Raw genomic sequence first — 19,484 nt, forward strand, 5'->3', positions numbered from 1 at the left:
TGCTCGCGATAGCGGAATGTCAGGCAACACAAATGTCGGATGTGATGGCCCTTTCGCGAGCAAGCCCGCTCCCACAATGGGTTGCAGTGTTCTTGAGGCGGGGAGGCGTAGGCCTCCCCGTAGCGTTTTTGGAAACCACATGAATATTCTGATCGTTGGGCCCAGCTGGGTCGGTGACATGGTGATGGCGCAGACACTCTTCCAGTGCCTGAAACAGCGCCATCCGCAGTGCGAAATCGACGTCCTGGCGCCCGAGTGGAGCCGGCCGATCCTTGAGCGCATGCCCCAGGTACGCAAGGCCTTGAGCTTTCCGCTCGGTCACGGCGCGCTGGAGCTGGCGACCCGCCGACGCATCGGCAAGTCCCTGGCCGGCCAGTATGACCAGGCGATCCTGCTGCCCAATTCATTGAAATCGGCGCTGGTGCCGTTCTTCGCCGGGATCCCCAAGCGCACCGGCTGGCGTGGCGAGTTCCGCTACGGCTTGCTCAACGATGTGCGCACCCTGGACAAGGACCGTTATCCGCTGATGATCGAGCGTTTCATGGCGCTGGCCTATGTGCCGGGCGCCGAGTTGCCCAAACCGTATCCGCGCCCCAGCCTGGTGATCGATCCGGTGAGCCGCGACGCTGCGCTGGCCAAGTTCGGCCTGAGCCTGGACCGCCCGGTGCTGGCCCTGTGTCCGGGCGCCGAGTTTGGTGAGTCCAAGCGCTGGCCGGCGGAGCATTACGCCCAAGTGGCCGAAGCGAAGATTCGTGAAGGCTGGCAGGTCTGGTTGTTCGGCTCGAAAAAAGATCACCCGGTGGGCGAGGACATTCGCTCGCGGCTGATTCCCGGTCTCAGGGAAGAGTCGGTTAACCTCAGCGGCGACACGTCCCTGGCCGAGGCCATCGACCTGCTGTCCTGTGCCGATTCGGTGGTGTCCAACGACTCCGGACTGATGCACGTGGCAGCCGCCCTGAACCGCCCGTTAGTTGCAGTCTACGGCTCCACCTCGCCCGGCTTCACGCCGCCGCTGGCCGACCAGGTCGAAGTGGTGCGCCTGGGCATCGAGTGCAGCCCTTGCTTCGATCGCACCTGCCGCTTCGGCCACTACAATTGCCTGCGCCAACTCCCGCCTACGTCGGTAAACGAGGCCCTGGAGCGATTGCAGGGCACTCCCGTGGAGGTCCGGTAACTTGCGGGTATTGCTGATCAAGACCTCTTCGCTGGGGGATGTGGTCCACACGCTGCCGGCCCTCACCGATGCCGCGCGGGCGATCCCGAGGATCAAGTTTGATTGGGTGGTGGAAGAAGGCTTTGCCGAAATTCCCACCTGGCACCCGGCCGTGGGCAAGGTCATCCCAGTGGCGATTCGGCGCTGGCGCAAGAACCTCTGGCAGACCATCAAGAGCGGCGAGTGGCGGCGTTTCAAGCAAAACATGCGCGCTGAAAAATACGACCTGGTGATCGATGCCCAGGGCCTGTTGAAAAGCGCTTGGCTGACCCGTTACGTCAAGGCTCCGGTAGCCGGCCTGGATAAGCAATCGGCCCGGGAGCCTCTCGCCGCGCGCTTTTATTCCAGGCGCCTGGCGGTGGCCCGTGGTCAGCATGCCGTGGAGCGGGTGCGGCAATTGTTCGCCGTGGCGCTCGGTTATGACCTGCCGCAAACCCTGGGCAACTATGGCCTGAATGTCGATCGTCTGGTTGAACTACCGCGCAAGTACCCCTATGTGGTGTTCCTGCACGGCACGACCTGGGAGTCCAAGCATTGGCCTGAACTCTACTGGCGCCAGCTCTGCGAACGCATGGGCCAGTTCGGCGTGGTGGTGAAACTGCCGTGGGGCAACGCGCTGGAGAAAGCCCGGGCCGAGCGCATCGCCAAAGGCCTGCGCAACGTCGAAGTGCTGCCGAAGCTGAACCTGGGCGGCATGGGCAAGGTACTCGCCGGCGCCCAGGCCTGCGTGGCGGTGGACACCGGTCTCGGTCACCTGGCCGCGGCCCTGGACGTGCCGACCATCTCATTGCTCGGCCCGACCAACCCGGTGCTGACTGGCGCCTACGGCAAGGGCCAGATACATCTGGCCAGCGATTTCCCCTGCGCCCCCTGCATGCAGAAACAATGCACTTATCCGCCGACCGCCGAAGATGCGCGTCGGTTCGACCTGAAACGCGAGCAGCCGCTGTGCTTCACGCGTCTGAACCCCGAGCGTGTCGCCAGCCACCTGAGCACGTTATTGGCTGAGGAGCCGCGCTGATGCAATTGGCTTTTGTCCTTTACAAGTATTTCCCTTTCGGTGGCCTGCAGCGAGATTTCATGCGCATCGCCCTGGAATGCCAGCGCCGCGGTCACCAGATCCGTGTCTACACACTGATCTGGGAAGGCGACGTCCCGCCAGGCTTCGAAGTGCTGGTGGCGCCGGTCAAGGCGCTGTTCAATCATCGACGCAACGAAAAACTCAGTGCGTGGATGGAGGCGGACCTGGCCAGGCGCCCGGTGGACCGTTTGATCGGCTTCAACAAGATGCCCGGCCTGGACGTCTACTACGCCGCCGACGGCTGCTTCGAGGACAAGGCGCAGAACCTGCGCAATTCTCTGTACCGGCGCTGGGGTCGCTACCGGCATTTCGCCGAGTACGAGCGGGCGGTGTTCGCCAAGGACGCGAAGACCGAAGTGCTGATGATCTCCGAGGTCCAGCAGCCGCTGTTCATCAAGCACTACGACACGCCGCTTGCGCGCTTTCACCTGTTGCCACCGGGCATCGCCCAGGATCGTCGCCGACCCGCCGATGCCGATGAGATCCGGGCCGCGTTCCGTGCCGAATTCGCGCTGGCGGACGATGACCTGCTGCTGGTGCAGATCGGCTCCGGGTTCAAGACCAAGGGCGTGGATCGCAGCCTCAAGGCTTTGGCCGCGTTGCCATCAGAGCTGAAAAAACGTACCCGGCTGTTTGTAATCGGCCAGGACGACCCCAAAGTATTCCAGTTGCAGAGTGCCGCGCTGGGGCTCGGCGACAACGTGCGGTTCCTCAAGGGCCGCAGCGACATCCCGCGTTTCCTGCTGGGCGCCGACCTGTTGATCCATCCGGCGTACAACGAAAACACCGGGACGGTATTGCTTGAAGCCCTGGTGGCCGGCTTGCCGGTGCTGGTCAGCGCGGTGTGCGGGTACGCCCACTACATCGCCGAGGCGGATAGCGGCCTGGTGCTCGACGAGCCGTTCGAACAGGCGCAGCTCACCGAATACCTGGGCCGGATGTTGAGCGACACCGATGCGCGGGCGGCCTGGAGCCGCAACGGCCTGGCCTTCGCCGAGACGGCCGACCTCTACAGCATGCCGCAGCACGCGGCCGATGTGATATTGGCGGAGCACGCACGATGAAACTGATGCTGGCCGAACCGTTCAAGAGCCTTTGGGCCGGGCGCGATGCGTTCGCCGAAGTCGAGGCGCTCAAGGGCGAGGTCTATCGCGAACTTGAAGCCCGACGCACCTTGCGCACGGAGGTCGATGGGCGTGGCTTTTTCGTGAAAATCCACCGTGGCATCGGTTGGGGCGAGATCATCAAGAATCTGGTGACCGCCAAGCTGCCGGTCCTCGGCGCAGGACAGGAATGGAAGGCGATCCAGCGCTTGCAGCAAGTCGGCGTGCCGACCATGACCGCAGTCGCCTACGGCGAGCGGGGCAGTAACCCGGCGGACCAGCACTCGTTCATCGTCACCGAGGAGCTGGCGCCCACTGTCAGCCTCGAAGATTTCAGCATCGACTGGGTCAGGCAGCCGCCCGAACCGACGCTCAAGCGCGCCCTGATTGCCGAAGTGGCGCGCATGACCGGGATGATGCACCGCGCCGGGGTCAACCATCGGGACTGCTACATCTGTCACTTCCTGTTGCACACTGACAAACCGATCACTCCGCAGGATTTCAAGCTGTCAGTGATCGACCTGCACCGTGCCCAGACCCGCCCCGCCATCACCACCCGCTGGCGCAACAAGGACCTGGCAGCCCTGTACTTTTCGGCCCTGGACATCGGCTTGACCCGCCGTGACAAGCTGCGTTTTCTCAAGGGCTATTTCCAGCAGCCGCTGCGCCGGATCCTTGCCGAAGAGGCTTCGCTGTTGAACTGGCTGGAGGGCAAGGCCAACAAGCTGTATGCCCGCAAGCAGCGCTACGGAGATGCCCTCTGATGTCGGGTTGGAATCTGGAGCCGGCCTACGCCGATCTGGCGCAGGATTTCGGTAGCCTCGAAGCGGTATTCGCCCTGCAAGGCGAGCGCCTGACTCGCGACCCGCTGTCCGAGGTCATCCGGGTGCAGCGCAATGGGGTGAATTATTACGTCAAGCGCTACGTCGCGGCCGGCAAGGGCTTGCGCCGATACCTGGGCAAGCCGCGGGTCAAGTCCGAGTGGCAGAACCTCAAGCGCTTCGCCAAATGGGGCATCCCCACCGCCGAAATCGTCGGCTGGGGCCTGGAGCGCAACGGCGCCGCTTATGCCCGTGGTGCGATGATCACTCGTGAACTGCCGCACACCGAAGACCTGTCGGCCCTGGCCGATCGTCATGATCCGCGGCTGACCGATCGCCATTGGGTCAACGGTGTGAGTCAGCAACTGGCTGGTTACACCCGAACCATGCATGAACACCGCTTCACCCATAACGATCTGAAGTGGCGCAACCTGCTGATCGACGACCGGGCGCAGCTGTTCCTGATTGACTGCCCGAATGGTGATTTCTGGCGCGGCTTCTGGCTCAAGTACCGGATCACCAAGGACCTGGCGTGCCTGGATAAAGTGGCCAAGTACCATCTGTCCGCGACCCAGCGCCTGCGTTTTTACCTGCAATATCGCCAGCGGGACCGCCTCGATGCAGGCGACAAGAAGCGTATCCGCCACGTGGTGAGATTTTTCGAGGGGCGTGAATGACTGATTTTCTGGCCGCTGAAGACCGGGCGTTGCTGCAACGTCATGGCCTGGACAGCTTCGATGCCTTGTGGGCGCGACAACTGGATGCGGTGGACGAGCCCAATACCTCGGGCGACGGCTGGAGCAGCGTGTTCCGCCTGGACCTGGAAGGACAGGGTTATTACCTCAAGCGCCAGAGCAATTACCTGACGCGGACCTGGACCCATCCTTTTGGCGAGCCGAGTTTCTCGCGGGAGTTCCGCAATATCAGCCGTTATCGGCAGTTGGGGATTCCGGCGCTGCAAGCGGTTTTCTATGGGCAGCGCAAAGTGGATGGCGAGGTGCGGGCCATCCTGCTGACCCGTGCCCTGGATGGCTGGGATGATCTGGATTCGCTTCTGCAGCGCTGGCCGAGCCTGACGGCGGCACAGCGCGACACTGTCCTGAAAGCCTGCGGACAATTGGCGCGGCGCCTGCACGGCATGCATCAGGTGCACGGCTGCTTCTACCCCAAGCACATCTTCCTGCAAGCCAGCGCCGGCGGTTATCGGGCGCAATTGATCGACCTGGAGAAAACCCGGCCACTGCTGTTTGGCTGGCGCGATCGGGTCAAGGACCTGGAGCCCCTGCTGCGTCGGGCATCGATCTGGAGTGACGCCGATGTGCGCCAATTGTTGTCTACCTACCTGGATCAGCCGCCCGACGCCGCCCTGGTGGACAGTTGGATGAGCCGCCTGAGTGTCCGGCGCAGTCACAAGAGAGCCCGTTGATGCGTTTGTCAGAACTGAAAAGCGTCGGTCGCCATCCCGTCCTGCCGTTGAGCCTGGAGCTGGCAGATGCTGCTGGCCCGGCACAATTGCAGCTGCTTTCCCTGCTGCGTGTATTGCCGGGACAGCGTTACGTTGGCGCGGGCGTCTGGCGCGGCCGGCCGGTGTTGGCCAAGCTATTGGTCGGCAGCAAGGCCGCCCGGCATTTTCAGCGGGAACTGCAAGGTGTGCGCCTGTTGGCGGAGCAAGGGTTGACCACCCCGCTGTTGCTGGCGGACGGCCTGAAAGAGGGCGAAGGCGGCTGGCTGTTGTTCGAGTTGCTCGAAGACGCCCAGAGCCTGGGGGATGCCTGGAAACAGGTCGAGCACCTGCCGTTGCTGGACGACGAGCAGGCCGCGGTACTGGCCGAAGCCCTGGGCGCCATCGCTCGATTGCACAGCAAGGGTCTATGGCAGGAAGACCTGCACCTGGACAACCTGCTGCGCCACGGCGGCCAGCTTTATCTGATCGACGGTGCGGGCATTCGCGCTGAAACGGCGGGCCAGCCCCTGTCGCGACAGAAGGTGCTGGAGAACCTGGGGGTGTTTTTTGCTCAGTTGCCCAAGTCCCTGGAGCCGTTCAACGAAGAATTGCTGGTGCACTACCTTTTGAGTAACGCCGAGCATGCTTTGCCCATGGAGGCCCTGCAGAGGCAGATCGACAAGGTCCAGGCCTGGCGCCTGAAAGACTTCCTGGAAAAGGTCGGACGCGAGTGCAGCCTGTTCAGCGTGCAACGCGGCGCATTCGGCCTGCGGGCTATCCGCCGTGAAGAAGAGGCTGCCATGGTACCGGTGCTGGACCAGGCCGATGCCCTGCTGGACCGGGGCCACTTGTACAAGACCGGAGGCGCGGCGAGCGTCGGCAAGGTCGATGTGAACGGCCGCAACCTGGTGATCAAGCGCTACAACATCAAGAATTTTGCCCATTGGCTCAAGCGTTTCTGGCGCCCCAGCCGTGCCTGGCATTCCTGGCGCGAAGGCCACCGCCTGGCCTTCCTCGGCATCGCCACGCCCAAGCCCTTGGCGTTGCTGGAAAAGCGTTTCCTGTGGCTGCGCCGCGGCGCGTACTTGGTCACCGAGCATCTGTCGGGGCCGGACATCATCGAGCGCTTTGCCCCTTACGTGGAAAGTGGCGAGGCGCCCGAGCCCGAACTGCTGGCCCTGGACCGGTTGTTCGCCGATCTCATCCGCGAGCGGATCAGTCACGGCGATTTCAAGGGCCACAACCTGTTCTGGCAGCATGACCGCTGGGCCCTGATCGACCTCGACTCCATGTGCCAGCATCGCACCCAGGCCAGCTTCGCCCCGGCGTACGCACGGGACCGGGCACGGTTCATGCGCAACTGGCCCGAGGACAGTGGGTTGTATCGGGTGATTGATCAGCGACTGCCCAAAGATATCAAGACTCAAGCCTGAGTTCGTCCGCCAGTGCGCTATCGCGAGCCTGCTCGCGATAGCGCCAGTCGGTATTGGGAGTCTGTAACGGCCCATATACATGTCGTAGTAATTCGCCACAAAGCTCCACGGCTCGCCGCTAGAGGTTTGGGCCGGCTTTTAAGTTATAATCGCCCCCTTTGGCTGCCCCGCGCCCTGGCGAGCGGCACATCAACTTTTTCGAGGCGCTTGTCGCCCGTATGCAGATTAAGAGGCTAGACCCCTGTGGCATTGACGATTCTTGGCCTGTCCGGCGCCCTTAGCCATGATCCTTCCGCAGCGCTGTACATCGACGGCAAGCTGATCGCGGCAGCCGAGGAAGAGCGCTTCGTACGTGATAAACACGCAAAGAACCGCATGCCCTATGAGTCGGCGAAGTTCTGCCTGGAGCAGGCTGGTATCAAGCCGTCCGACGTCGATGTGGTGGCGATTCCTTTCGCTCCGATCAGCCTGTTCGGCGAGGCACGCTGGCACTATGCCAAGCGCTACTGGTATGCCCCGGACCGTGCCCTCGATGCGATTCTGATGGGTAACCGTCGCTACAAGCGTTATCGTCGCAAGATCGTCTGGTGCCTGGAGCAATTGGGCTTCGACCCGAAAAAGATCAAGATCGAGCCGGTCGAGCACCATCTGGCCCACGCCTCCAGTGCCTATCATTGCTCGGGTTTCCAGGAAAAAACCGCGATCCTGGGCATCGACGGCAAGGGCGAATACGCGACCACGTTCTTCGGCTACGGCGAGAACGGCAAGATCCACAAGATCAAGGAGTTCTACGACCCGGACTCCCTCGGTGGCCTGTATGGCGCGATCACTGAATTCCTGGGCTTTGAAATGCTCGACGGTGAGTTCAAGGTCATGGGCATGGCGCCGTACGGCGATGCCACCAAATACGATTTCTCGCGCCTGGCTTCGTTCGAGAACGGCGAACTGGTGATCAACACCGACTACGCCAACGTGATCGGCCTGCGCCGCTATAAAGAAAAGGGCAAGGGTTTCTACTTCTCGCCGAAGCTGATCGAATGGCTCGGCCCGAAACGTGAAGGCGATATCGCCGATGAGCCTTACATCCATTACGCGGCCAGCATGCAGGCGCTGTTCGAGAAACTTGCGCTGCAAATGATCGATCACTACCTGGGGGACGTGCTCAAGGAAACCGGCAAGCTGGCGTTCGCCGGCGGCTGTGCGCTTAACGTCAAGCTGAACCAGAAGATCATCGCCCGCGACGACGTCAAGGAACTGTTCGTGCAGCCGGCTTCCGGCGACGCCGGTACCGCGGTCGGCGCGGCGGCTTATGTGTCACACGCCCGTGGCGTGCCGGTAGAGAAGATGGAGCACGTCTATCTCGGCCCGGCCTACAGCAATGAAGACGTGATCGCCGCGTGCGCGCGCCATCCGAGCAAGCCGGCCTGGCGCAAGATCGACAACACCCCCGAGCGCATCGCCAGGATCATGGTCGATGGCAACCCAGTGGCCTGGTTCCAGGGCCGCATGGAGTTCGGCCCCCGTGCGTTGGGCGGACGTTCGATCATCGGTTGCCCGAGTGCCAGTGGCGTCGCCGACCGCATCAACGAACAGATCAAGTTCCGCGAGCGCTGGAGGCCTTTCTGCCCGTCGATGCTCGACACCGTCGCGCCACAGATGATCAAGGTCGATCACCCCGCGCCGTTCATGACGTTCACCTTCGAAGTGGCCGAGGAATGGAAAACCCGTGTGCCGGAAGTCGTTCACGAGGACGGCACCTCCCGGGCCCAGGTGCTCAAGCGCGAATACAACCCACGATACTACGACATGATGAAGGCGCTGGAAGTCCTGACGGGCAACGGCGTATCCCTGAACACATCGCTCAACCGCCGTGGCGAACCGATGATCTGTTCGCCGACCGATGCGTTGAACATGTTTTTCGGCTCCGACCTGCAGTATTTGATCATGGAAGATATTCTGGTGGTCAAAGAGGGTGTGGATGCTTATGACACGTTCGGCTGAGCGACAGGTACTGCAGTTCTGCCACGGTTATGACGGACCGTTCCTGGACTGCGCGCGACAGTATGCCAGCCTGTTCGCGGGTACCGGCTACCGCGTGACCACGGTGTTCCTCACCGGCGTCGCGGATGCGCAGGTAGCCGCCAGTTGCGCCTCGGACGAGGTGCTGTTCATGGAGTACAAGTCCAGCGCCATTCGCGGCCTGAAGCTGGGTGCCATCGGCGACCTGCGCAAGATCGCCGCATCGCGCAACTTCAGCTTCTGTATTGCTCATCGCTTCAAGCCGATCTATATCGCCCTGCTCGGGACCTCCTTGCCGGTGATCGGCGTGCACCATGCCTTTGGCGACTACAAACGGCGTACCCGTCGGCTGTTCGCTCATATCTTTCGCAAGCGCCTGAGCCTGCTCGGGGTTTCCGATGCAGTGCGTGACGACATACGCCGCTGCCTGGCGAAGTGGCCGGCCGTACGGATCCAGACGCTGTACAACCGCATCGATCTGGAGGCCACCCTGGCCGGCCTGCTGCCGCGGGATGAAGCGCGGCGCAACCTTGGGCTGGATGCAGACGCCTGGATTGTCGGTAATGTCGGGCGCCTGCACCCGGACAAGGACCAGGCCACGCTGTTGCGCGGCTTTGCCGCCGCATTGGCCTATCTGCCCGCTAACAGCCAGCTGGCGATCCTCGGCCAGGGCCGTCTGGAACAGGATCTGCGCAAGCTCGCCCTTGAGCTGGGCATCGCCGATCGAGTGATGTTCCTCGGCCAGGTATGTGACGCCCGCCGCTATTTCCGTGCCTTTGATGTATTTGTCCTGAGTTCCAACCATGAGCCGTTTGGCATGGTGCTGCTCGAGGCCATGGCGACAGGCGTACCGCTGCTGGCCACCGCCTGTGGCGGTGCGAAGGAAGTGGTCGAAGGGGTGGGCATCCTGTTTCCCCTGGGCGATGCCGAACACATGGCCCAGGGGTTGCAACACCTGGCAGCCATGGATGACCAGCAGCGCCGCCAATGCGCCGAACTGATGCTCGACCGCTTGCGTGAGCGCTTCTCGGATCAGGCTGTGCGCGAAGCATTCTGGCGCTTGCCTCAAGTCATCGACCTGGCGCCGAGAGCCTGATGCTCAATCGATTCCAAGGCTGGCGCGAGCGTGGCTGGACAGCCGTAGATGCATCCATATATGCCCAGGCCTGGCAGCGTTTTGGCGGCAGCGTGGCCACCCATCCGCTGGTGGTCGAGCGCCTGGCTGCGTTGGCGGGGATTCCCGTGCGCTACCTGGCGTATGAACAGCAAGGCGAAGTGAAGGCCGCGATTCCCACCTGGGGCCGCGACCTGGCCTTGTCCAAGGACGTGCTCAAGCGCTGCGGCAAAAAAGGCTTGTTCGACCTGGGCAATGCCGAGCTGATCCTGCCTGCGGCGCCCGATGCCCAGGCACCGCTGCGCCATCGCGCACGTTACCTGTCGCAGCTCAACCAGGGCCGTTTCAGTGGCTTGAAGTTGCAGCAGGAACAACTGGCCATGGCCCGGACGCCGGAAGAACTGTCCAAGAAGTTTCGCTACAACCAGCGCCGTGAATTGCGGTTGCTGGAAGAGGCCGGCGGATTGGTGCGGCCGGTCGAGGCGTTCTCCAGTTCGGATCTGGCGTCGATCTACTGCGATTTATTCCTGCGACGCTGGGGCTTTGACGCCACCGGTGCCGAACGCATGGGTGAGGTGATCGAACTGTTGCGCCCATGGTTGATCGGTTCGGTGATCTTTCTCAACGATGCGCCTATCGCCATCCAACTGGTGTATCGCGTCGAAGCGCCCGAGTGGATCAGCGTCGAATACATCAATGGCGGCGTCGACCCGCAGACCCGCGAATTCAGTCCCGGCAGCGTGTTGAGCTTTCTCAACACCCAAAGCGCCTGGGAACATGCCCGCGCCGCCGGCAAGCCGTTGCGTTTCTCGTTCGGCAGGGCGGACCGGGAGTACAAGGACCGTTGGTGCAACCCCGTGCCGGTGTTTACCGTATGAATCCATCAATGAGTCGCAAGCAACAGTTGCTCAAACGCCATCGCCGCAACAAGCGCGTGGGTCTGCTGCTCGCGTTCGTTGTGCTGGTTCTGTCGGGCGTGCTGGTCGCCTGGTGGCTGCCGTTGGTACTTGCGGTCGTGGGCTGGGTCGCCCATGAGGCCTGGTTCGCCGATCATCTGTTTTATTCGCCTGGGGACGATTACCAATACAGCTTCCCGCCCTTTACCCAGCAGCCCAAGGTGCACCTGCATGGCGGGCGGCTTCGGCTGGACGAGGGTGTGATCCTGGACGACGGTGCAACGCTTATCCTGGCATTGCGGGTCAAGAGCAGCTGGCTGGGGCGCTTTGTTGACCCGGTCGTGGAGTTGTCGGGCGGTGACGTGCCGGACCGACAGACGTTCGAGCGTGGTGTCGATGGCCTGCGCTATCTCAACCTCAGCGAGCAAGGGGCCGTGTTGTCCCGAGGGGAACTGCGTTTGCGCGGACGCTTCTGTCGTCTGCTGGGAGAGCCGACGCTCTGGTCTTTCACCTCGCCGCCACTGCATCGCCAACGGGTGATGGTCATCGCGCCCCATGCCGATGATGCCGAGCTGGCCGCCTACGGGCTGTACAGCCAGGCTGACGAAACCTGGATCGTGACCCTGACCGCCGGAGAAATCGAAGCCGAGCACTATCAGCGGATGGGCCTGGATGGCGTCGAAGCTGCCCGGCTCAAAGGTCGCTTGCGAGCCTGGGACAGCATTGCGGTGCCCCGCTGGGCCGGGGTGCCGGAATCGCGATGTGTACAGCTGGGCTATTTCTGCCTGCAACTGGCAGCCATGCAAGCGGCGCCTGATCAGCCCCAGGGTTCTCGCGAAGCCGACCTGAGCGACACCCGGCTGTTTCGTCGGATGAACCCATTCGTGTTGCCGGGCGATGCTGACGGTGCGCCCACCTGGACCAACCTGTTGGCCGACCTGCGCGAACTGCTGCTCAAGGCGCGTCCGGAGGTGATAGTGCTGCCACATCCGACGCTCGATCCGCACGCTGATCACGTCTGCGCCCATGACGCTGTGATGCAAGCGCTGGCGGGCCTGGAATGGCAGCCAACCACGTTGCTGGGCTACGCCAATCACCTGCACGACAATGACCGTTGGCCCATGGGCAACACGGGAGAAGGCGTGGCATTGCCGCCGGTCTTTGATCCGGAGCGGCCAATGCACCCCCTGAGCCTGCCGCTCTCGGTGGCGCTCCAGCGAGACAAGGCCATGGCGCTGGGCATGATGCATGACCTGCAACCGCCGTTGCCATTGAAACGGCGGTTGAGGCGTTTGATCCAGGGTTTGCTGACTACCCGAATCGGTTCCGCCTACGGCGAGAACGAATTTTTCCGTAAGGCGGTCAGGCGTCACGAGCTTTTCTGGCTGATGAAGTCTGCTGAAAGGCAGAATTGAACACAAATGACAGAAAGGGCCCGGTGCCCCCGTCCTGGTAAATGTGAGCTTGTCTTGATCAATCCTTGTCCGCGTATTGTTTTCGTCATTCCGTATTTCGGACGTTGGCCTTTCTGGATGCCGCTGTTTCTGGAAAGCTGTCGGCATAACCCCGATATTGATTGGCTGCTACTGAGTGACTGCGGGATTCCGGAAAATCTGCCGGCTAACGTTACCATTGAAACCACCACGTTCGAGGCGTACTGCCAGCTGGTTTCCCGGCGGCTGGATATCGAGTTCAAGCCGGCGCAGGCGTACAAGCTGTGCGACATCAAGCCGGCCCTCGGGTACATTCATGCCGACCGCCTGGAAGGCTATGATTTCTGGGCCTTTGGCGATATTGATGTGGTGTACGGTAATCTCCGGCAATATTTCACCGCCGAGCGTCTCGCCCGTCGCGACCTGTTCTCAACCCATGAACGCCGCGTTGCCGGGCATTTGTGCCTGATCCGCAACACGGCTGCTTGCCGTGAAGTTTTCAAGCGGATCAACAACTGGCAAGAACGTTTTATCGATGATCGGCACCTGGCCCTGGATGAAGGGGCGTTCAGCCGGATTTTCCTGTGGCGCAAGAACTTTCCCGATCCGCTGTTTAACCTGGTGGGCAAGTTCAATCCGTGGCGTCGTCGAAGTGAGTTCACCGAAGCCTTCAGCACGCCGGGTGGCTGCATAAAATGGCACGACGGTTCGCAGCAGTTCCCCCTTCGCTGGAACTGGCGCAATGGCCGTCTGACCAATGATCGGGATGGGGATCGCACGTTCCCGTATTTTCATTTCGTATGCTGGAAGCGCAACGAATGGTCGGCACTGCCGGAGCCAGACCCTGTCGAGATACAGCGACTGGCGACAACGCCAGCCTGGGTGATCGATGCGACAGGTTTCCACCAGGGAGAAATATGAGCCAGCGGTTCAAAGTGCTGCAGCTGCAGCCGGACTACAACGTCAAGCAACACGACTTCGCCGACTTGGCGGAGCAGATCGTCAAGGCGCTGCCCGGAGAGCGTTACGAGGTAACGGCAGCTTTCCTGCGAGGTCGTCCGGGTCCTGGCGAGGCGGTGAGCCGGGCCGATCATTCGGTTTACTTCGAGTTTTCCGACAAGGCGTTGAAGGGCCTGCGGCTTCGCGCGATGTGGCAGCTGTACCAGTTCTGCCGCAGGGAAAAGTTCGATGTGGTCGTGTGCAATCGCTTCAAGCCCGTCAACATGATGCTGCAGCTCAATCGGTGGCTGAAGATTCCGCTGTGCATCGGCATTTCCCATGGGTTCGGTGAATATGACCGGTTCTACCGTCGCCGCCAGACCGAGCGGCAGGTGGATCGTCATTGGCGATTTGTCGGTGTTTCGCCAGCGGTCAAACAGTACCTGCTGGATTGTCGTTGCGGTTTTACCGACGCCAACACTTATGCCATCACCAACGCCATTGATATCGAGCAGGCTGAAGCCTTGCAGCATCCGCGCGAGCGGGCTCGTGAAATGCTGGGTATCGACCCTTCGGTCAGGCTGGTCGGCGCCCTGGGCCGCTTGGTGCCGGTCAAGGGACATACTTATCTGCTTGAGGCTTTCGCCGCGCTCAAGGATAAATATCCCTCGGTACAATTGGCGATCATTGGCGCCGGCCGCGAAGAATCACGATTGGCGGCGCAAATCGAGCAACTGGGCCTGAACGGCCGGGCGCACTTGCTGGGCTTCAAGGAAAACGCCCTGCAGTATGTACGGGCGTTCGACATCTGGACCATGCCATCGCTGGCCGAGGGTCTGGGGTTGGCGCTGCTGGAAGGCATGAGCGGGCATCTGCCGGTGATCGCGTCTGACGTACCGGCCATGTTGCCATTGATCCAAGGGGCTGGAGGCCTGGCGGTAAAGCCGGCCGATGTGCCAGGCCTGACGAAGGCGCTCGAAACCTACCTGGGGCTTTCGGATGCCGAGCTCAAGACGTGTGGCGAGCGTGCCTATCGTTACCTGGTCGAGCACCACGACATCGACGTGTTCCGCCGCCAATACCTCGAGTTGATCGAGACCGGCCTGGATCAAGCCCGTAAGGAGCAGCCATGAGCGCCGCGCAGCCCGTTGTCACCGTGATCATCGCGTCCTATAACCATGGCCGCTACATCGAAGAGTGCATCCTCAGCGTGCTGGGACAGACCTATCCGAACATCGAACTGTTGGTGATCGATGACGGCTCCACCGACGACAGTGTAGAGCGGATCCAGCGTTTGCAGGCCGCACACGGCTTCGACTTTCGCGTCCAGCAGAACCAGGGGCTGACCAATACGCTGAATGATGCAATTGCCCGCTCCAGCGGCAGCCTGATCGTGCCGTTCGGTTCGGATGACATCATGCTGCCCGAGCGGATCGCCGTTCAGGTGGCGTACATGGACGGCAAGCCCGAGGTCGGAATCTGCGCGGGCAATATCGAACTGATCGATGCCGACGGGAACCTTTATCCCGAGAGTCGCCAGCGTCGGGATGTGCCTTTCCGGCGGCTTGATTTCGAAGACATGTTCATGGAGCGCAAACCCTATCCACCGGCACCGACATTGATGATCCGTCGCGAGGCGCTGGAGAAGGTCGGGGGGTTCGATCCACAGATTCGCCTGGAAGACCTGTTGATCGAACTGAAAGTGACCCGAGCCGGTTATTTTATCGACGGGTTGAGTGTATTGATGGCGCGTTACCGCAAGCACGCGACCAACTCCTACAAGAACCATCGGTTCATGACCGACAGTATTCTGCGTACCTACGCGTTGTTCAGCGACCATCCGCTTTATGACAAGGTGCGTTACAAGTTCCTCAATTCCATGTTCCTGAAAACCTCGAATCGCGACCATGCGTTCGCGCGCGAGCTGCTGGCCCAGATTCCCTTCAGGGCCTGGAACAAGAAAACCTGGCGGGGCCTTGGGCGTCTGTTTTTCTGTCCATTGGAAAAGCACTGAGTCGCGCCCCCGCAGAGCCGTGCGCGTGGGGGCCGCCGCTACACTATTGAGCGGCGGTCCTCGGTAGGCGCGTCATCATGCCTGGGCTGGGCTGCTTCCCGACAGGATGCGCTTTTGCAGGTCATCGACTGCCGGCTGCGGGGCAATCGTGGCGTAGCCATCGAGCAGCGCGTCCAGGTGCTGCTCAAACAGCCATCCGTAATCTTCCTTGTAGCGACGCATATGACGCAGGTTGCGCTGGCGAAGCGCGAGCCTGAGCGAAGACGGATAAACGTACATGTCCGCGATATCGATCAGGCCGAACTCACCGTTATCCAGCACCAGGACATTGCCCATGTGCAGGGAACGGAAATACACGCCGCGCTCATGCAATTGCGCCAGGAATCTGCCGAAGCCCCGTACAAGAGCATGGCGTTGCGCGGGCGCGGATGCGCCTTGCAGCGCCTGGCGCAGGGTCATTCCTGGCAAAGGAACGTAGTGCACGGCGCTGCTGCCATCTTTCAAATGGTACAGGGCGAGTATCGTCGGGCTCTGGATGCCCAGGTTTCGCAGCAGCAGGCTATTGACGGCAAAGCGCTCGGAATAAGGATTGAAGCCGCCCGAGGTGTACCAGCGGCGCGCCCGGAACAGTTTGAGGAAGTCGCCCCCGGACAAGCGCAGGACCTTTGGGCCGAGCCCGTCGGATTCGATCACTTGAGCGCCCGCCGAGAGGGTTTCCAGGGCTTGCGGCGTCAGTTGCTCCACAGGGATATTCAGCAGGCGCCTGGCGCGGTAATTGATGCTCAAGGCAGCGATCAGGGCCAGTGGAATCCACAACAGGAACCAATGCTCCTTTGGCCGGGACAGGATGCCTCCGCCTTCCGTGAGCGCTGCGCTCATGCCGTATATCAACCAGGTCGAGGCCACGACCAGCAAGGGATGGACCCGGTAACGCCAACCGCTCGACAAGGCCCAGGCCTGCATGAAGAGCCAAGGCACCAACCCTACGATGCCGACGTAATACAAAACGCCAAGGGCAAAGTTGTGGGGTTCGGACAGCATGTAGCCCACGCCTGGATCAACCTGAAGGTCCGCCCCGTAGCCATGACCGATCCATGGGTGCTGGGCGATTTTCTGCAGCACGATCTGCCAGATTTCGAAGCGGTATGAGTCTCCGCGGGCGAAGATTGTCTCGCTGAACAAAACGCTTACGATGATTGCGCCCATGATCATCAGCCCGTACAGGACAAGCGAGCGACGATTCCAGCATAGGATACCGACCCAGAGGATGGCGGCCACCAATGCGACCAGCGGTGTCCTGGAGCCGGTAGCGACGATCGCTGTGAACATGACCAGGGTGGCAGGCACGGATAGCCAGAGAATGTGGCGGTTCTTCCAGAGCATGCCCAGGCTGATCCAGTAGGCGCAAAAGAACCCGTAGAGGTGGGAGGCGAGCAGCGGGTTGTCCAGGGCGCCGGTGCCGATCAGGCGCATGCCTGGTTCATACGTCCGGGAAAACATGTACAAGTTATACAGCGTGGCGATCAGGGCTACGGTTGCAGCACCGAACAACACGGGGTGAAGCAGGTCGCCACGGTAGCGCACCAGCAGGTAACACCCGGCGAACAACAATGCGGTATGCAATGCGGTCTTGAATGGGCGTGCGATGCCCTCGATCTCGGGGGTCCACGTCAGACTGATCAACGCCCAGCCCGCGAACACCACAAGCGCGACGAAAATTGGTTCGCGGACCAGTTCCTTCAGCGTACCCGGCCTGATGCACAGGGCTATCAGGGTCGGAATGCTGAACAGGCCATAGAATAATTTATGGTGCTGGCTGCGCCCCGGCAGGAAGAACAAGGCGCACAGAAGTAGCAGGAAGCCAAGCGGAAGAATCCACAGGCAGATGAAATCGAAAACCCTATGGGGCGTGGTGTAGCGCTTGGATAGCATGCTCAGGAATTCATTTCTGGAATCGAGTGGACCATTCACGGTGATGGCTATGGCGTATTTTGGCAGCGGCATAACAATAACAGCCTTACCGGTTTGCCAGAACACCGAAGAAGCTGTGTTAAAGTCAGCGACCTTTTTATCGACATTCGCGTGATATGGCCGACTCCCGTCTTGCTGCAAGCCCTTCGAGCTTGAAAATCTATTTCCGCCTGCTCGGCTACGTGAAGCCCTACATCGGCTTGTTCGGGCTGAGCATCGTCGGTTTCCTGATTTTCGCTTCTACCCAGCCGATGCTCGGCTACATTCTCAAGTACTTCGTCGATGGCCTCTCCAACCCGAACGCGGTGCTGTTCCCGTCGGTGCCTTACCTGCGCGACCTGCAATTATTGCAGGCCGTACCGCTGCTGATCATCCTGATCGCTGCCTGGCAGGGGTTGGGCTCGTACCTGGGCAATTATTTCCTGGCCAAGGTTTCGCTGGGCCTGGTGCACGATCTGCGGGTGCAGTTGTTCAACAACCTGCTGACCTTGCCCAACCGTTATTTCGACAAGCACAACTCCGGTCACCTGATTTCCCGGATTACCTTCAACGTGACGATGGTAACGGGCGCTGCAACGGACGCGATCAAGGTCGTGATCCGCGAAGGCATGACGGTCATCTTCCTGTTCGCCTCGCTGCTGGTCATGAATTGGCGCCTGACCCTGGTGATGGTGGCGATCCTGCCATTGATCGCGGTCATGGTCCGCACCGCCAGCAAGAAATTTCGCAAGCAGAGCAAGAAAATCCAGGTCGCGATGGGTGACGTGACGCATGTGGCCTCCGAGACCATCCAGAGCTATCGCGTGGTGCGCAGCTTCGGCGGCGAGGTGTATGAGCAGAAGCGCTTTCTCGAGGCCAGTCACAGCAATACCGATAAACAATTGCGCATGACGCGTACCGGGGCGATTTACACGCCTTTATTGCAATTGGTGATCTACAGCGCCATGGCCACGTTGATGTTCCTGGTGCTGTTTCTGCGCGGGGATGCTTCGGCGGGCGATCTGGTGGCCTACATCACCCTGGCCGGTCTGCTGCCCAAGCCCATCCGTCAGTTGTCCGAAGTCAGTTCCACCATTCAGAAAGGTGTGGCGGGGGCGGAAAGTATTTTCGAGCAACTGGATGTCACACCGGAGACCGACACCGGCACCGTCGAGCGTCAGGCCGTCAGCGGGCGCCTGGACGTGCGCCATCTGAGCTTCACCTACCCGGATACTGACCGGCAGGTGCTTGACGATATCAGTTTCTCGGTCGAGCCCGGCCAGATGGTTGCGCTTGTGGGACGCTCGGGCAGCGGCAAGTCCACCCTGGCGAACCTGATCCCGCGTTTCTATCACCACCATGACGGCGAAATCCTGCTCGATGGCGTTGAAATCGAGCAGTACAAACTGTTGAACCTGCGTCGTCATATCGCCCAGGTGACTCAGCACGTGACACTGTTCAGTGACACGGTCGCCAACAACATCGCCTACGGCGACCTGGCGGGAGCGCCGCGTGCCGATATCGAGAAGGCGGCCCAGGACGCCTATGCCATGGACTTCATCAGGCAATTGCCCCAGGGCCTGGACACCCAGGTCGGTGAAAACGGCGTGCTGTTGTCCGGTGGGCAGCGTCAACGCCTGGCCATCGCCAGGGCCCTGTTGAAAAACGCCCCGTTGTTGATTCTCGATGAGGCCACATCGGCCCTGGATACCGAGTCCGAGCGGCACATCCAAGCCGCGCTGGATCAGGTCATGAAAGGCCGGACCACCCTGGTGATTGCCCACCGGTTGTCGACCATCGAGAAGGCCGACCTGATCCTGGTGATGGATCAGGGCCGCATCGTCGAGCGCGGCACTCACGGCGAACTGCTGGCGCAGAACGGCTACTATGCACGCCTGAACGCCATGGGACTGGACGCTCCGGCGCAAGACATGGCCTGAAGCGCAGCTGGCCCTCGGCAGTTGGCTTTCGTTTGAACCGAGCCCGGCAGCGCGCAGCGGTGTCGGTAGGGGAAACTATGCTGG

16 protein-coding genes are annotated in these 19,484 nt (G+C 61.3%); 15 read left to right on the top strand and 1 reads right to left on the bottom strand.

Features of this window, described 5'->3' with window-relative positions; translation table 11 throughout:
* The first annotated feature begins 139 nt into the window (after positions 1–139).
* The 14 genes from waaF to ACLEJQ_RS17995 all read left to right on the top strand — a co-directional run bounded on the left by waaF (position 140) and on the right by ACLEJQ_RS17995 (position 15,510).
* Positions 140–1,174, top strand: a complete 1,035-nt coding sequence (waaF, locus tag ACLEJQ_RS17930) for a lipopolysaccharide heptosyltransferase II (RefSeq protein WP_440797019.1) — start codon at positions 140–142, stop codon at positions 1,172–1,174.
* Position 1,175: 1 nt separating this feature from the next.
* Positions 1,176–2,234: a lipopolysaccharide heptosyltransferase I gene (waaC, locus tag ACLEJQ_RS17935; protein ID WP_440797021.1), complete on the top strand. Its 1,059-nt coding sequence runs from the start codon at positions 1,176–1,178 to the stop codon at positions 2,232–2,234.
* Positions 2,234–3,358: a glycosyltransferase family 4 protein gene (locus ACLEJQ_RS17940; protein ID WP_440797023.1), complete on the top strand. Its 1,125-nt coding sequence runs from the start codon at positions 2,234–2,236 to the stop codon at positions 3,356–3,358. Before waaC ends, ACLEJQ_RS17940 begins: the two co-directional genes overlap by 1 nt.
* Positions 3,355–4,161, top strand: coding sequence for a lipopolysaccharide core heptose(I) kinase RfaP (gene rfaP / locus ACLEJQ_RS17945; protein ID WP_440797025.1), 807 nt, complete (start codon positions 3,355–3,357; stop codon positions 4,159–4,161). The genes ACLEJQ_RS17940 and rfaP overlap by 4 nt, the downstream gene beginning before the upstream one ends.
* Positions 4,161–4,895 carry a lipopolysaccharide kinase InaA family protein gene (locus tag ACLEJQ_RS17950; protein WP_440797027.1) on the top strand — a complete coding sequence of 245 codons (735 nt, stop codon included), beginning with the start codon at positions 4,161–4,163 and terminating at the stop codon, positions 4,893–4,895. The genes rfaP and ACLEJQ_RS17950 overlap by 1 nt, the downstream gene beginning before the upstream one ends.
* Positions 4,892–5,644 carry a lipopolysaccharide kinase InaA family protein gene (locus tag ACLEJQ_RS17955; RefSeq protein ID WP_440797029.1) on the top strand — a complete coding sequence of 251 codons (753 nt, stop codon included), beginning with the start codon at positions 4,892–4,894 and terminating at the stop codon, positions 5,642–5,644. The genes ACLEJQ_RS17950 and ACLEJQ_RS17955 overlap by 4 nt, the downstream gene beginning before the upstream one ends.
* A complete protein-coding gene (locus ACLEJQ_RS17960) occupies positions 5,644–7,095 on the top strand; it encodes a lipopolysaccharide kinase InaA family protein (RefSeq protein ID WP_440797031.1) in 1,452 nt (483 codons plus the stop codon). Before ACLEJQ_RS17955 ends, ACLEJQ_RS17960 begins: the two co-directional genes overlap by 1 nt.
* A 243-nt stretch (positions 7,096–7,338) precedes the next feature.
* Positions 7,339–9,096, top strand: a complete 1,758-nt coding sequence (locus ACLEJQ_RS17965) for a carbamoyltransferase family protein (protein ID WP_440797033.1) — start codon at positions 7,339–7,341, stop codon at positions 9,094–9,096.
* Positions 9,080–10,210, top strand: coding sequence for a glycosyltransferase (locus tag ACLEJQ_RS17970; RefSeq protein WP_440797083.1), 1,131 nt, complete (start codon positions 9,080–9,082; stop codon positions 10,208–10,210). The genes ACLEJQ_RS17965 and ACLEJQ_RS17970 overlap by 17 nt, the downstream gene beginning before the upstream one ends.
* Complete coding sequence (locus ACLEJQ_RS17975; protein WP_440797035.1) at positions 10,210–11,106, top strand: antimicrobial resistance protein Mig-14; 897 nt, start codon at positions 10,210–10,212, stop codon at positions 11,104–11,106. The genes ACLEJQ_RS17970 and ACLEJQ_RS17975 overlap by 1 nt, the downstream gene beginning before the upstream one ends.
* Positions 11,107–11,114: 8 nt before the next feature.
* Entirely contained in the window at positions 11,115–12,539 is a 1,425-nt protein-coding gene (locus ACLEJQ_RS17980) for a PIG-L deacetylase family protein (RefSeq protein ID WP_440797037.1), read from the top strand.
* Between the two features lie 54 nt (positions 12,540–12,593).
* On the top strand, positions 12,594–13,478 hold the full coding sequence (locus ACLEJQ_RS17985) for a DUF6625 family protein (protein ID WP_440797085.1): 885 nt from the start codon (positions 12,594–12,596) through the stop codon (positions 13,476–13,478).
* Complete coding sequence (locus tag ACLEJQ_RS17990) at positions 13,475–14,629, top strand: glycosyltransferase (RefSeq protein ID WP_440797039.1); 1,155 nt, start codon at positions 13,475–13,477, stop codon at positions 14,627–14,629. Before ACLEJQ_RS17985 ends, ACLEJQ_RS17990 begins: the two co-directional genes overlap by 4 nt.
* The gene (locus tag ACLEJQ_RS17995; RefSeq protein ID WP_440797041.1) at positions 14,626–15,510 is read left to right on the top strand and encodes a glycosyltransferase; all 885 of its coding nucleotides are present in this window, start codon (positions 14,626–14,628) and stop codon (positions 15,508–15,510) included. The genes ACLEJQ_RS17990 and ACLEJQ_RS17995 overlap by 4 nt, the downstream gene beginning before the upstream one ends.
* 75 nt (positions 15,511–15,585) lie before the next feature.
* On the opposite strand, the gene ACLEJQ_RS18000 is transcribed toward ACLEJQ_RS17995, so the two are convergent.
* A complete protein-coding gene (locus ACLEJQ_RS18000; protein ID WP_440797087.1) occupies positions 15,586–17,442 on the bottom strand; it encodes an O-antigen ligase family protein in 1,857 nt (618 codons plus the stop codon).
* A gap of 155 nt (positions 17,443–17,597) precedes the next feature.
* Between ACLEJQ_RS18000 and msbA the strand changes: the two genes are divergently transcribed.
* The gene (gene msbA, locus ACLEJQ_RS18005; protein WP_440797042.1) at positions 17,598–19,400 is read left to right on the top strand and encodes a lipid A export permease/ATP-binding protein MsbA; all 1,803 of its coding nucleotides are present in this window, start codon (positions 17,598–17,600) and stop codon (positions 19,398–19,400) included.
* Positions 19,401–19,484: the final 84 nt, after the last annotated feature.

Origin of the sequence: Pseudomonas sp. SMV71, assembly GCF_052042015.1 — a bacterium.
Taxonomy (GTDB): domain Bacteria; phylum Pseudomonadota; class Gammaproteobacteria; order Pseudomonadales; family Pseudomonadaceae; genus Aquipseudomonas.